The 14634-nt window shown below is 30.1% G+C and carries 15 protein-coding genes and 1 rRNA gene; 10 read left to right on the top strand and 6 right to left on the bottom strand.

Features of this window, described 5'->3' with window-relative positions:
* Positions 1-49 precede the first annotated feature (49 nt).
* On the top strand, positions 50-646 hold the full coding sequence (locus tag IM532_RS06580; protein WP_194182666.1) for an N-acetylmuramoyl-L-alanine amidase family protein: 597 nt from the start codon (positions 50-52) through the stop codon (positions 644-646).
* Between the two features lie 45 nt (positions 647-691).
* Here IM532_RS06580 and IM532_RS06575 read toward each other — a convergent pair whose 3' ends face one another.
* Positions 692-1381 carry a DsbA family oxidoreductase gene (locus IM532_RS06575; RefSeq protein WP_194182665.1) on the bottom strand — a complete coding sequence of 230 codons (690 nt, stop codon included), beginning with the start codon at positions 1379-1381 and terminating at the stop codon, positions 692-694.
* A 262-nt stretch (positions 1382-1643) separates the two neighbouring features.
* On the opposite strand from IM532_RS06575, the gene IM532_RS06570 reads away from it, so the two are divergent.
* The 3 genes from IM532_RS06570 (at position 1644) to purB (ending at position 5329) form a co-directional block, all read left to right on the top strand.
* Positions 1644-2933, top strand: a complete 1290-nt coding sequence (locus IM532_RS06570) for an adenylosuccinate synthase (protein WP_194182664.1) — start codon at positions 1644-1646, stop codon at positions 2931-2933.
* Positions 2934-3011: 78 nt separating this feature from the next.
* Positions 3012-3872, top strand: coding sequence for a fructosamine kinase family protein (locus tag IM532_RS06565; protein ID WP_194182663.1), 861 nt, complete (start codon positions 3012-3014; stop codon positions 3870-3872).
* A 29-nt stretch (positions 3873-3901) separates the two neighbouring features.
* On the top strand, positions 3902-5329 hold the full coding sequence (gene purB / locus IM532_RS06560) for an adenylosuccinate lyase (protein ID WP_194182662.1): 1428 nt from the start codon (positions 3902-3904) through the stop codon (positions 5327-5329).
* Positions 5330-5395: 66 nt separating this feature from the next.
* Here the strand turns inward: purB and IM532_RS06555 are convergent, their stop codons facing one another.
* Both IM532_RS06555 and IM532_RS06550 read right to left on the bottom strand, forming a co-directional pair.
* On the bottom strand, positions 5396-6589 hold the full coding sequence (locus IM532_RS06555) for a porin family protein (protein ID WP_194182661.1): 1194 nt from the start codon (positions 6587-6589) through the stop codon (positions 5396-5398).
* A 13-nt stretch (positions 6590-6602) separates the two neighbouring features.
* Positions 6603-7178, bottom strand: coding sequence for a TlpA family protein disulfide reductase (locus IM532_RS06550; protein WP_194182660.1), 576 nt, complete (start codon positions 7176-7178; stop codon positions 6603-6605).
* 107 nt (positions 7179-7285) lie between these two features.
* On the opposite strand from IM532_RS06550, the gene queA reads away from it, so the two are divergent.
* The 6 genes from queA (at position 7286) to IM532_RS06520 (ending at position 13380) form a co-directional block, all read left to right on the top strand.
* Complete coding sequence (queA, locus tag IM532_RS06545; RefSeq protein WP_194182913.1) at positions 7286-8335, top strand: tRNA preQ1(34) S-adenosylmethionine ribosyltransferase-isomerase QueA; 1050 nt, start codon at positions 7286-7288, stop codon at positions 8333-8335.
* Between the two features lie 8 nt (positions 8336-8343).
* Positions 8344-9390, top strand: a complete 1047-nt coding sequence (rlmN, locus tag IM532_RS06540; protein ID WP_194182659.1) for a 23S rRNA (adenine(2503)-C(2))-methyltransferase RlmN — start codon at positions 8344-8346, stop codon at positions 9388-9390.
* 8 nt (positions 9391-9398) lie between these two features.
* Entirely contained in the window at positions 9399-10355 is a 957-nt protein-coding gene (locus tag IM532_RS06535) for a hypothetical protein (protein ID WP_194182658.1), read from the top strand.
* A gap of 50 nt (positions 10356-10405) precedes the next feature.
* Positions 10406-11338 carry a polyprenyl synthetase family protein gene (locus IM532_RS06530; protein WP_194182912.1) on the top strand — a complete coding sequence of 311 codons (933 nt, stop codon included), beginning with the start codon at positions 10406-10408 and terminating at the stop codon, positions 11336-11338.
* 157 nt (positions 11339-11495) lie between these two features.
* Complete coding sequence (locus IM532_RS06525) at positions 11496-12605, top strand: peroxiredoxin family protein (RefSeq protein WP_194182657.1); 1110 nt, start codon at positions 11496-11498, stop codon at positions 12603-12605.
* Between the two features lie 28 nt (positions 12606-12633).
* Complete coding sequence (locus IM532_RS06520; RefSeq protein ID WP_194182656.1) at positions 12634-13380, top strand: GLPGLI family protein; 747 nt, start codon at positions 12634-12636, stop codon at positions 13378-13380.
* A gap of 48 nt (positions 13381-13428) precedes the next feature.
* On the opposite strand, the gene IM532_RS06515 is transcribed toward IM532_RS06520, so the two are convergent.
* The 3 genes from IM532_RS06515 to rrf form a co-directional block, all read right to left on the bottom strand.
* Complete coding sequence (locus IM532_RS06515; protein ID WP_194182655.1) at positions 13429-13737, bottom strand: hypothetical protein; 309 nt, start codon at positions 13735-13737, stop codon at positions 13429-13431.
* A gap of 33 nt (positions 13738-13770) precedes the next feature.
* Positions 13771-14244: a carboxypeptidase-like regulatory domain-containing protein gene (locus IM532_RS06510; protein WP_194182654.1), complete on the bottom strand. Its 474-nt coding sequence runs from the start codon at positions 14242-14244 to the stop codon at positions 13771-13773.
* Positions 14245-14551: 307 nt separating this feature from the next.
* Positions 14552-14634: ribosomal RNA gene (gene rrf / locus IM532_RS06505) — 5S ribosomal RNA — on the bottom strand; the annotation flags it as partial.

Genomic DNA, 14634 nt, shown 5'->3' with positions numbered 1-14634 from the left:
CGATATTTGTATGGATTAAATCCTCACAAAATATACGCTTTATACACAGATGAAAAAATTACTTATTTTTTGCTCAATTATTTTAACTACTTCACTATTTGCTAATACTTTAAATGATGGAAAACGAATAATTGTTTTAGATCCTGGCCATGGAGGTGTGGACGGAGGTGTAAAAAAAGATGATTACCAAGAGAAAGATATTGTATTAGAAATTTCAAAACTTATAAAGTCTAGGAATCCCTATAAAGACACCGAATTTATTATTTTAAGAAATACGGATGAACAAATTAGTAATGAAAATAGAGCAAAAATTATTAAAAGTTATGAGCCCGATTTGGTAATTTCAATTCATGTAAATTCTAATATAAAATCTACAGTTAAAGGATTAGAAGCTTTAGTTTCACCTATGAATCCTTGTTTCGAAGACTCAAAATTAATTGCTGAAAAAATAAATAAAAATTTAATTTCTTTGGGATTTGAAAATCTAGGTACAAAAGAAAGTAACACGAAAATTTTACGTGATTCATCTGCTCCTACTGTTATGATTCATATAGGGCATTTATCAAATAATGAAGATAAAGCAATCGTTACAAATCCAAAAAATTATAATACTATTGCAGATCAAATATTGGCTGCGTTAGAATAAATAATAAATGCGAACTCAAAAGTTCGCATTTATTATTTAAAATTATTAGCAATTTCCGTCCACCCCACAAGAATTACCTAATGATGAAGTATTATTAAGATAATCTTTTTCGTAAGCTTGTGTTAATGCAGAAACAAAATATTCTATTGGTTGTGCTCCAGACATCGCGTATTTACGATCTATAACAAAAAACGGAACACTTGTTACACCTATATTTTTGGCATCTAAACCATCTGAGGCTACCTCAAAAACAAATGCATCAGAATTTAGCATTTCATTAACTTCTGTTTTATTTAATCCTATGTTTGCACCTAATTCAGACAACACTTCAAAATCTGCAACATTTTTACCATCTGTAAAATATGCTTTGAAAAGTATTTCTTCCGCTTCGCTAGCTAATCCTTTCGTTTGTGCAAACTGAATGAAGCGATGTGCATCACTTGTGTTGACTGCTAAAGCATTTTCTTGATTAAAAACAATATCTACTTCCTTTCCAAATTGAATAATTCCATCGTTCAATTGTGTAATTTGCTCATCCGTAAGGCCTTTTTTCTCTTTCAGATAATCTAAGGTATTTGTGGGTGATGTTGCACTTAATTCCTGATCCAATTGGTAACTTTTCCAAATTACATTAATTTGTTCCTTATAAGGAATTTGATTTAAAGCTGCTTCAAAGTTTTTCTTTCCGATGTAACAAAATGGACACATTACGTCAGACCAAATTTCTATTTTCATGCTGAAAAATTTTAGGTGTAAAAGTTTGTAAAATTAAGCTTTTATTTTGACCTGTTTCTCTTTAATTTTTCGTTTTTTTCGTTTTAATTTTAAAACTCAGCAGTTTAAAAATTTATCAACAATATTTGATAAGTTTTTGAGGAATTTAGCATTTAAAATTTGTTTAAAATAAGGTTTAAATTACCTTTGTGAAGAACCAAATAAAGAACAAAATCATTTTTGTTTCCAAAGATTCTTATTTAACAAACGAATACAAAACAATATGTCAACACATGTAGTTGTCGGTCTTCAATGGGGCGACGAAGGTAAAGGAAAAATTACTGATGTTTTAGCAGAAAAATCAGATTACGTTGTACGTTATCAAGGTGGTAATAATGCTGGACACACAGTATATGCAGGAGAAGACAAATTCGTTCTTCATTTATTACCTTCAGGAGTTTTACAATGTAAAGGTAAGTGTATAATCGCAAACGGAGTTGTTGTTAATCCTGAAGCTTTTTTCAATGAAATTGAGAAATTAGAAGCAAGAGGATTATCTACAGATCACGTTTTTATCAGTAAAAGAGCGCATATCATTATGCCTTACCATATTTTATTGGATGAATACCGTGAAGAATTAGCTGGAAAAGAAGCTCAAATCGGAACTACAAAACGTGGTATCGGACCTTGTTACGAAGATAAAGTAGCTCGCGTAGGTATTCGTGCAGTAGATCTTTTAAATCCTGAGATTTTAAAAGCTAAAATCGAAGAAAATTTAATTGTTAAAAACGCTTTATTCGAAAAATTATTCGAAAAGGAAACTTTAACTGTTGATGATATCTTCGAGAAATATGTAGCTTTCGGAGAACGTTTAAAGGATCGTATTATTGATACAGAAGTTGAAATCAACGAAGCAATTGATCAAGGTAAAAATGTATTGTTTGAAGGTGCACAAGCATTAATGCTTGATATCGACTTTGGTACTTACCCTTTTGTTACATCATCTTCTCCTACAACAGGTGGAGTATGTATAGGTGCTGGAGTTCCTCCTACTAAGTTACATAACTTGATTGGTGTTTCTAAAGCATATTGCACACGTGTTGGTAATGGACCTTTCCCTACAGAACTAGATAATGATTTAGGGGAACACATCCGTCAAATTGGACATGAATTTGGAGCTTCAACTGGTCGTCCTCGTCGTACAGGATGGTTAGACTTAGTTGCTTTAAAACATGCATGCATGATTAATGGAATCACGCATTTAGTTATTACTAAACTTGATGTATTAAGTGGCTTAGATAAAATAAAAGCTTGTACTGGATATAAAACTGAAGATGGTAAAATCATTAATTATTTTACATCATCTACAAATAAATTAGATCTATACGAAGCCGTTTATGAGGAAATGCCAGGTTGGACTGAAGATATTACTAATGCGAAAGCATTTGACGAATTACCTCAAACAGCACAAGACTATATTCACTTTATTGAAAAATATTTAGGAATTGATGTATATCTTGTTTCTGTAGGTCCTGAGAGATCTCAAAACATTATTAGAACAACTTTATTTTAATAAAGCTATAATTCAAATAGCCCAACATTCTTCTGTTGGGCTATTTTTCAATTTATTATTTTTATTTGACTTAAATTTATGAATGAAATTTTAGAGCGACTTAAATCACTTAACTTAGATATTGAAAACATTTTTCCTGTAAAAGGTGGTGATATAAATGATTCTTATAGAGTTGAATCTTATAAGAATAAATATTTTTTAAAGTTAAATACAGCTCAAAATTTCCCTCAACTTTTTGAAAAAGAAGCTAAAGGCCTTCAAACTATTTCTGAAACGGAATTATTTTCTACTCCTAAAATCATCAAGCACGGTATTACTAATAACGATTTTCAGTATTTATTATTGGAGTGGTTAGATCGTGGAGAACCCACACTTGATAATTGGGAAAAATTTGGACATCAAGTAGCTCAATTACATCAAATTACAAATGATAATTTTGGATGGGAAGAAGATAATTATATAGCAATTATTATTCAACCCAATCAATACAAATCTACTTGGGAAGAATTTTATGCTGAAAGTAGAATACTTCCAATGGTAAAACTTCTTGTGGATAAGAACGTATTAAACTCAAAAGAGCGCAAAGCTGCAGAAAGACTTTGCCTTGACTTAATCAACATTTTTCCGAAAGAGAAACCTGCTTTAATCCATGGTGATCTATGGAACGGAAATATTTTTCCTAAAATGAATGGTGAGATTACACCAATTGATCCAGCTGTTTATTACGGACATAGAGAAATGGATATTGCAATGGCAGATCTTTTTGGTGGTTTTGATGAATCTTTTTTCAATGCATACAATGAAATTAATCCATTACAAGATAATTTTGAAGAACGTAAACCTATAGCACAACTATTTCCTTTACTAGTTCACGCTTTTTTATACGAAGGTTACTACATAAAAGACGTACAAACAATTTTAAAGAAATTCTATTTCTAATTTCCTTTTATCTTACAAAACAAACAAACATGAATAAATATCAAAATCCATTAGAATCTAGATACTGTAGCGATGAAATGTTATACATTTTTTCGCCAGAAAAAAAATTTACTACATGGCGAAAGTTATGGGTTGCATTAGCTGAGATTGAAAAAGACTTAGGTCTTGATATCACAGATGAACAAATCCAAGAATTAAAAGATAATGTAGATAATATAGATTATGCAAAAGCTGCTGAATATGAGAAAAAGTTTCGTCATGATGTAATGGCTCACGTACATGCTTACGGAGACGTTGCACCAAAGGCAAAAGCAATTATCCATCTTGGTGCAACTTCTGCTTTCGTAGGAGACAACACAGATTTAATACAAATACGTGATGGTTTTCAGCTGATTAAAAAACAAATTATCAATGTAATTAATGGATTAGGAAAGTTTGCAAAAGAATACAAAAGCTTACCTACATTAGGATTTACACATTTTCAACCAGCACAATTAACTACAGTAGGAAAACGTGCAACACTTTGGTTACAATCTGTATTATTAGATTTAGAAGAATTAGAATTTAGAATAGAAACTTTACGTTTTCGTGGAGTAAAAGGAACAACTGGTACTGCAGCTTCTTTTAGCGAATTATTTGATGGAGATTATAACAAAGTTAAAGAGTTAGATCGTCGTTTATCAGAGAGTTTTGGTTTTAAAAATGTATTTGCTGTATCTGGACAAACATATGACCGTAAGATTGATGCACAAGCTTTAGCACTACTTAGTAACATTGCACAGTCTGCTCATAAATTCACTAATGACCTTAGATTATTACAAAATTTAAAAGAAATCGAAGAACCGTTCGAGAAAAACCAAATTGGTTCATCTGCCATGGCTTATAAACGTAACCCAATGCGATCAGAACGTATTTCTTCGTTAGCAAAATTTGTTATATCTTTAGCTTCGTCTCCAGCTATGGTTGCATCTACTCAGTGGTTTGAGAGAACCTTAGATGATTCTGCTAATAAGCGTTTAGCCATTCCTCAAGCATTTTTAGCAATAGACGCTATTATGATTATTTGGAATAATATTTTAGATGGACTAGTCGTTTATCCTAAGATTATTGAAAAACATATTATGGAAGAGTTACCATTTATGGCAACTGAATATATAATTATGGAAGGTGTAAAAAATGGTGGAGATCGCCAAGAATTACACGAAATTATCAGAACTCATTCTATGGAAGCTGCCAGACAAGTTAAAATGGAAGGAAAACACAACGATTTAATCGAGCGTATTGTGGCTGATGATAATATAAAAATAGACAAAGAAAAATTAATTGAATTATTAGATCCAAAGAATTTTATCGGTTTTGCAGAAGAGCAAACAGATGATTTCTTAAACAATTTAGTCAATCCAATTATTGAAAAATATCAAGATTATTTAGGTACTAACACAGACCTAAAGGTTTAGAATTAACTACCACTACATGAGGATCACTAAAAAAAGCATTTCTTTCGAAATGCTTTTTTTTATCTTTTAAAATGTTAATCTAGAAAATTTGTAAAATACATTTAAACTAACTGATGAGGTCTCTCCTAGCATATATTTACCAACGTCAAAACTAGAATTAAAATTATATCTTCCTTTTATCCCTAGATTTTTCCACTGATAACCTAATCCAAAACTAAAAGATGAAATATTACTTAACTCTTGTTTAAAAGACTCTGAATATAAAGCTTCTGCATAATTAGCTGAACTTAAATTAATTTTAGCATTATAATAAGCATCTATAAAAACTTTGTGTTCATCATTATTTTTAATATAATACTTAATACCAACTGGAACTTCAATAATTTTTCGTTCCATTCCCATCCCAAATCTTGGATTTACTTCAACTTCTTGTCTTTTAAAATGAAAATAATTAGCCTCAATTGCAAGAGCATATCTATTCTTTAAGAAAGGAAATTGATACTCAACATTTACACCAACAGTAGGCGAAGTACCTTTAAATTCATGCTCAATATCTAAAAATGGAAATGCAATCTTATTGTTTTCATTTCTTATTCCTACTTGTACTCCAAATTCTATTACACTTTTAGTATTGTTAACCGTTTTTGCAGATGTACCTTCATCTCCACTTACACAAGTATTGTATTTAATAAAATAATTCTCTAAATCGCTTTTGCTATATTTTAATTTATTCCAATTCGTAGTACCACAATGTACGTTAGCTCTTAATTGGTTTTTGAATTGCTCATTCTTTTTTACCGATACTTTATCGTTATAAATTTTGTAAATTAATGGTTGTATATTATTATTTGAGGATTGATAATAAAACGTTACGATATTATTATTATCATGCATTAATAAATTCGTATTACCTTTTACAATTGTTTTTAGAAATGTAGACTCCTCTTTCCAGATTGGTTCTCTACTTTCCGTTAATTGATTATAAAATTGTGAAGAAACATCAATCTTACCATTATAACTTAGGTATAATTGACCATTATTTGTACCAAAACCTTTGATTTCTTTTGGTGAGTACTGCTTTTTTTCACCATCCTGAATGACTTCAATTTTGTTTGGATTACTTGACCAATCTTCAAATTTAACTTGCAATGGAATTTTGCTTTCGTTTAAATTTATAATAAAACCATCTTCATAATTTGATTGAGCAAATAATGTTGTACTTGATAGTAAAAGTAGAGTAGTTAATTTAGTAGTGTTCATTAATATTTATTTATTATTTAATCATATCTAAAATTTGCGTTAGAGCTGGATTAATTCCGAGCGAAACAGGATCCATCGGCTGAGGAGCATCATCCAATAATATTTTACCATTGGGATCAATGAAAAGAAAACGTGGAATATATTCCACTTCATACACTTCTCCAAAACCAGATTCGTGACCTGCAAACAAATGTTCTCCCGCCATATTTTCTTCAGCAATCATCGTTTTCCATTTTGAATTATCTTTTTCTGGATCTACGGAAATACTTAAAAAAACTAAATTTTTATCTATATACTTTTTCTCCAATTCTTTCATTGCTGGTATTTGCATACGACATGGTCCACACCAAGTTGCCCAAATATCCATAAAGATATATTTCCCTCTGTAATCAATTAAAGATTTCTGCTTCCCAGATAAATCTGTTAAACTAAATTCAGGTGCATCAATTAAAGTTTTTAAATGTACTGTTTGTTCAGATTCTATACTTATAGAGTCAGTGATTGAGTTTTCCTTCTCTTCAGCAGGTTGTTTCTGATGACAAGATGCCAAAGATAAAATTGTAAATACAGTGTAAATAAGCATTTTCATAATCCAAATATATTGCATTCTAGGCATTATCATATAATTAACGTGAATATACTTGACAAAGGGGGTGTCGATAGCGTATATTTGTAAAAAATTCTTTAGTTATGAAAATGAAAACCTCCGATTTTGACTTTAATTTACCAGAGGAACTATTAGCTGAGCATCCTGCTGAGAATAGAGACGAGGCTCGTTTAATGGTTGTTCACCGTGATACCGGAGAGATTGAACATAAATTATTCAAAGACGTAATCGATTATTTCGACGAAGGCGATGTAATGATTCGTAACAATACTAAAGTTTTCCCAGCTCGATTAATGGGAAACAAAGAAAAAACTGGGGCTAATATTGAAGTTTTCTTATTAAGAGAATTAGATGCTGAGACTCGTTTATGGGATGTATTAGTAGATCCTGCACGTAAAATTCGTATCGGTAATAAATTATTCTTTGATAATGATGATACTTTAGTTGCAGAGGTTGTTGATAATACTACATCTCGTGGTCGTACTTTACGTTTCTTATTTGATGGATCTTATGAAGAATTCCGTGCAAAATTAAAAGAATTAGGAGAAACTCCACTTCCGAAATATATTATGCGTGAAGTTGAACCTGAAGATGCTGAACGTTACCAAACTATTTATGCTAAACATGAAGGTGCTGTTGCTGCTCCTACAGCTGGTTTACACTTCTCTAAGCACTTATTAAAGCGTTTAGAAATTAAAGGTGTTGATTTCGCTGAGTTAACGTTACACATTGGTTTAGGTACATTTATTCCTGTTGAAGTAGAAGATTTATCAAAACACAAAATGGAATCTGAGCAAGTTATTATTCCTCAGGAAACTGCAGATTTAGTTAATCAAGCAATTGATAACAAAAAGAAAGTTTGTGCAATTGGTACGACTTCTATGCGTTCTATCGAATCTTCTGTTTCTGCTGATGGTCATTTAAATGCATTAGATAGTTGGACAAATAAATTTATTCATCCACCTTATGATTTTTCTATTGCAAATTGTATGATTACTAATTTCCATACGCCAAAATCAACTTTAATCATGATGATTTCTGCTTTCGCAGGTCATGATTTAACAATGAAAGCGTACAATGAAGCCGTTAAGGAAGGATACAAATTCTATTCTTACGGAGATGCTATGTTAATCCTATAACAAAAGGTTTGAATACAAAAAAAGATATAAGAAGATTATCTCAATCAGAAATTGAAGAATACTTTAATTCTATTGGTGAAAAATCATTCCGTGCAAAACAGGTGTACGAATGGTTATGGAAAAAGAATGCGCATCAATTTGATGACATGACAAATATCTCAAAAGCTTTACGTGAGCAATTAGGAGATGCTTTCCAAATTCAACCTGTTGAGGTAGACCTTTTACAAAAATCTAATGACGGAACCATCAAGAATGCTGTTAAGCTTCATGATGGTAACGTTGTAGAATCTGTTTTAATTCCTACAGATACAAGAACTACAGCATGTGTATCTTCACAAGTAGGATGCAGTTTAGATTGTACATTTTGTGCCACTGCACAAATTAAACGTATGAGAAATCTAACTGCAGCTGAAATTGTAGATCAAGTTGTAATTATTGATGATGAAAGTAAACGTTATTTCAATCGTCCATTAAGTAATATCGTTTTTATGGGAATGGGAGAGCCTTTGTTAAATTACAATGAAGTTATTTCTGCCATTAAAAAAATTACTTTACCTGAAGGTTTAGGAATGTCCCCAAAACGAATCACTGTTTCTACTTCTGGAATTCCGAAAATGATTGAGAAATTAGCAGATGAAGATTTAAGAGTTAATTTGGCAGTTTCTTTACACTCAGCTCGAGAGGAAGTACGTAATGTGATTATGCCATTTTCTGTTAAATTTCCACTAACTGATTTAATGCAATCGTTACAATACTGGTATCAACAAACCGGTCTTCGCATAACTTTTGAATATATCGTTTGGGGAGGCGTTAATGATAAAAAAGAGGATATAGACGCATTAGTTAGATTTTGTAAAAAAATTCCATCTAAAGTAAATATTATCGAATATAACTCAATAGACGACGGAATGTATAAACAAGCCTCAGATAAAGCAATTGAAGATTATATCAAAGCTTTAGAAGCTAATAATATTGTTGTTAACGTACGCAGAAGCCGAGGAAAAGATATTGATGCAGCTTGCGGACAATTAGCCAATAAAAACGGTTCGAATTAACGAATTAAATGAAAATATTAACTACACTCTTATTTCTTTTTCTATTTTTAAAATTTAATTATGCCCAAGATGCGATGGTTAAAGATACCATTTCTGTGGACGAAATTGAATTTATAACAACTGAGTTACCCCTACAATTAGAGGAAATTTCAGCGTTATCATACGAAGATCGAGATAAGAGTGTAGTTTCATTTTGGGGATTAAATGATTCTGGAAATAAATCAGAATTATATCGATTTACTAAAGATGGCAATATCATTCAAACAATTTCTACTACAAATGCCCCTAATATTGATTGGGAAGAAATTGCAATAGATGATAATAAATTATTCTTCGCAGATTTTGGAAATAATTTAGGTAATAGAAAAGATTTAGCGATTTATTACATTAACCGTGATGAGATTGATTTAAATAAAGAATTTCAGTCTTTACAAGCTCATAAAATTGAATTTTTCTATCCAGAACAAGAACATTTTGGATATAAGAATTTAACTACAAATTGGGATGCAGAAGCGTTTTTTATTTATAATAATCAAATTCATGTCCTAACTAAGGAATGGACAAATAAAGCTACTACACATTATACAATTCCTATCGATTCAACAAAAAGACATGCAGCCAAAAGGATAGAAGTTTATCCTACCGATTTTATGGTAACTGGCGCTCATATAAGTACTAAATCTAATGATAAAGGTCTTTACATTATAGGATACACAATAGAAACTTTGGCAATATTACAATGGTTTGATTTACCAAAAGATAATTCAGATTTAATATTTACAAACAGTCCAAAAACTACTATTTTACCTTTAGGTTTTACGACACAATTAGGACAATTAGAAGGAATTTCCTTATCTTCAGCCGATCAAAATCAAATTTGTATGAGTGGTGAAAAATTCAAATTTAAAGGATTTCATGCTAAACAAATTTTACATTGCTTTAAAAATTTTACTAACCAAAAATAAAAAAATTGGGTAACACTGTTGATTTAATCAAGGCTCCTATTGCAAAGGAGATGAAATTATTTGAGAACAAATTCTTTGAATCTATGAAGAGTAATGTCTCACTTTTAGACCGTATTACTCATTATATAGTTCGTCGTAAGGGAAAGCAAATGCGACCTATGTTTGTGTTTCTTTCCGCTAAAATGCTAGGCGAAATGCAAGAAAAAACATATCGTGCTGCTTCTTTCATAGAACTTATTCATACCGCTACATTAGTGCACGATGATGTGGTAGATGATAGCCAATTACGTCGTGGATTCTTCTCTCTTAATGCCATTTGGAAAAATAAAGTTGCCGTTTTAGTAGGTGATTATTTATTATCTAAAACATTAATAATTTCTTGTAAAAACAAAGATTTTGACTTATTAGAAGTTGTTTCTGTAGCCATCCAAGAACTTTCTGAAGGTGAATTATTACAATTAGAAAAAGCACGAAAATTAGATATTACTGAAGAAGTATACTACGAAATCATCCGTATGAAAACAGCGACTCTAATCGCAGCATGTTGCGAAGCTGGAGCACGTTCTGTTGGAGTTGATGATGCGTTAGCTAAAAAGATGCATCGTTTTGGAGAATTAATTGGAATAGCATTTCAAATCAAAGATGATTTATTCGATTATACAACTTCCAATGCCATTGGTAAACCTGTAGGAATCGATATCAAAGAACAAAAGATGACATTGCCATTAATCTATACATTAAATAATGTGGATGATAAGGATCGTAAATGGTTAATCAATTCTGTAAAACGTCACAATAATGACAAAAAACGTGTTCGTGAAGTCATTGATTTTGTAAAAGCTAATGGAGGCATAGAATATACTCGTACCACAATGGAAAAGTATGCAAAAGATGCCTTAGAAATACTAAAAGAAATGCCCGATAACGAATACCGTAAATCATTAGAATTATTAGTGAATTACGTGATGACAAGAGATAAATAATATTTTAATAAGTAATATAATCCAAGCTCAACTTTTATTAGTTGGGCTTTTTTTATTTTATACAACAAATTGTTAAGGTTAGTTAATTATATTTTAAACTTGTTCCAAAGATGATTTAAATTTCAACGATGTGTTTACATTTATTAAAATTAACACAATGAAACACATTTTAACGTCAATATTTTTATCAGTTTTCGGAATTGTAAATGCACAGAAAATACCATTAGTTATTACATACGATAGCATCCAAAATGGAGATAAATTTTATATCAATAGAGAATTGCCACAAGAATACTATTCTCCTATTATTTTCGATTCTGCCTACACAAAAGATTATCAATTCAAAATTAAATTTGATCAACAGAATTTTGCTTCTCCATATCGATTAAACACAGAATTCAAAAATAATTTCTCTGCAAATTCAGAAGTATTTTATTTAAAGAATGCACCATTAAATCTAAAATTAAAAGATTTTCACAGCTCCATTAAAAATGATATTCCTGAAAGAACAGCTTACGAAAAACACTTTAAACAAAATATAAAAGAGTGGAATGCTTACAATGATTATCGAGGTCAATTATTCTTAAAGTATAAATTTGATACACCTAAAGAAAAGCAAGATTCTTTGAATACTTGGTATAAAAGAAATTGGTTGGAAGAAATGGATTTATTAAAATCATACATCAAAACTAATTCAAAATCAGAAATTGCACTTTGGAAAATAATAGCTAAATACGAATCATATAAAGAGTATACTTACGATGAACTTCTAAATCAGTTTGATCCTATCATCAAACAATCTTATCCTTATACAGTTTTAACTCAAAATATTCATCAAAATAAAGTATTTGCTATAGGAAAAATATTTACTGAAATGACTACGCTTAAAACTTTCGATGGACAACCTTATCTAACAGATTTATCAAAAAATAAATATACATTAATCGACTTTTGGTTCGGCACGTGTAAGCCTTGTTTGGTAACGTTTCCAAAATTAAAAGAACTTTACAGCACATATCATTCAAAAGGATTCGAAATTCAAGCAATTGCAGCCGAACATACGAAGTATGTTAACCAAACAAAACAAGTCATCGAGAAATATGAATTACCTTGGTTGAATGCGTTAGATGAAAATAGAACATTTGCTAATGCCAATAAGATAACATCTTTCCCAACAAGTTATTTAGTCGATCAACAAGGTAAAATTATACAGAAAGATATGTCATTACAAGAACTTGAGAAATTCTTAGCGAATAATCTTAAATAATAGTAATTTAGATAAAACCACCAATCAGATGAAACAACTTTTATTTATCCTTATAGCAATTGGATTTCAATTTAGCTTTGCACAAACAAAAAAGGAAAATATTCGTGCTATTTACACGACCGAATTTATATTGAATAATGATATTATAGAACAATTACCTGCAGCGTATAAAGAATTAGCTAAAGCAGAAATTGCAAAAGGTATTTTTGTGGATTTTGAGTTAGAAAGTAATGGCGAAATATCGAGTTTTAAACCTGAAATTAAGTTAAATAATTCGCAAAATAACGATGGATTAATTTATCGAGAGATTATTGCATCAGAAGCAAATCCTTTATATAAGGATTATAACAAGAATGAGTTTTATAATGTCAGAGAATTTGGAGGAAAAACCTTTTTAATTAAAGATCAACTTACAGATTATAAATGGAAATTAACAAGAGAGAGGTCAACGATTAATGGCTTTAATGTAACAAAGGCAAATGGTACAGATGATGAATTCCAAAACTTAGTTGTATGGTATTCGAACGATTTACCTTATAGAGATGGACCTTATCGATTTGCAAATTTACCAGGCCTTATCGTTAAAGCTGAATTTAATACAAACGAATTTAAAACCATTTTTACGCTGAAAGAAATTCAAATTTTAGACAAATCAATTAATATTTCTTTACCAACAAAAGGAAAAATAGTTACGGACCAACAATTTAGTGATGAAGTAGAAGAACTTACCAAAAGATACAAAGAGATGAATCAAGGTGTGGATACTTCTAAATAAAAGAATAATCTCCAAGTATTTAACTACTTGGGGATTATTCTTTTATTTTTAATTCTTATTTTGTAATAATTCTGCATTGATATAAGGTGATAATTTTAGAGGCATTTTGTCCCATTCTTTATAATTTCTTCTCATAAAACCATTTTTACCTAAAAACCCTGCACTAAACCATATTGATTCTTCAGTATCATTATACACTTCAATAGCTATATAAAAAACACCTTTTAAAATAATATCCTTATTATTTAAAGAAATTGAATAAACATTGTTATCTAAATCATTTTGATTGATTTCATAAAATAAATCTTCATTAGAGATAATAGAATTAGGTTTACCATCTTTTTCATCATATATCAATAAACGAAGCGCTGTATTTCCAGATTGTGGTAACTATGAAAATCCTACATTTACTTTATCTAACTTTGCTGAATCTTTAATAAATAAACGTACAGCAATTTCTCTAATCCTGTTTGAATCAGAAATTGGATTAAAATCAACGTGTACGGTAGCTCCTGAATTTCCAACTTTAATTTTCTTTCTATATTTATTAAATATTGAAACTTCTTTTAATGCTATAACTTCCTCTTTTAATACAATTGTTAAACTATTTAAGGTGTTATGGTCTAAATTTACTTTTTGCAATTTATAACCAGTAGCATCAACAATGATAGAATTAATATTTTTAGTTTTCTTAAATGAAAAATTTCCAACACTGTCTGTAATCGTTAAATAACTATTATCATCAGCATAAATAGAAATATAAGATAACCCTTTATTTGTCTCTTCAGCTAAAATCTTTCCATTTATCGATTGTGCATTTAAACAAAAAGTAATTAATGTAAATAGGTAAAATAGTTTCTTCATAAATATCAATAATGCATTAAAGATATATTAAAAAAATTATATTAGGAATAAACTCTTAGATAAATGTCATTCAGAACAAAGTGACAGCGAATTATTCTTTCATCATTTAGAGTGTTTAAAATGATTCATAAATCATATAAATTAGAAGTAAAAGGATTAAAAGTTGATTTTAATATTTAAAAATACTCAAAAACTTCTACTGACTAAAAATAATCCAATACATATTACTTTTTTACATACCACGTATTCTGAAAATTTATGGCATAAAAAAAGCCCAATCTAATTAAAGATTGAGCTTTGTTATAAAGACTGGCGACGACCTACTCTCCCGCAATAGCAGTACCATCGGCGCTGAAAGGCTTAACTTCTCTGTTCGGAATGGGAAGAGGT

The sequence above is a fragment of the Faecalibacter rhinopitheci genome (assembly GCF_015234135.1).
GTDB lineage: Bacteria > Bacteroidota > Bacteroidia > Flavobacteriales > Weeksellaceae > Empedobacter > Empedobacter rhinopitheci.
The sequence above is the reverse complement of the archived record's forward strand: the minus strand, read 5'-3'. Positions and strand labels throughout refer to the sequence as shown.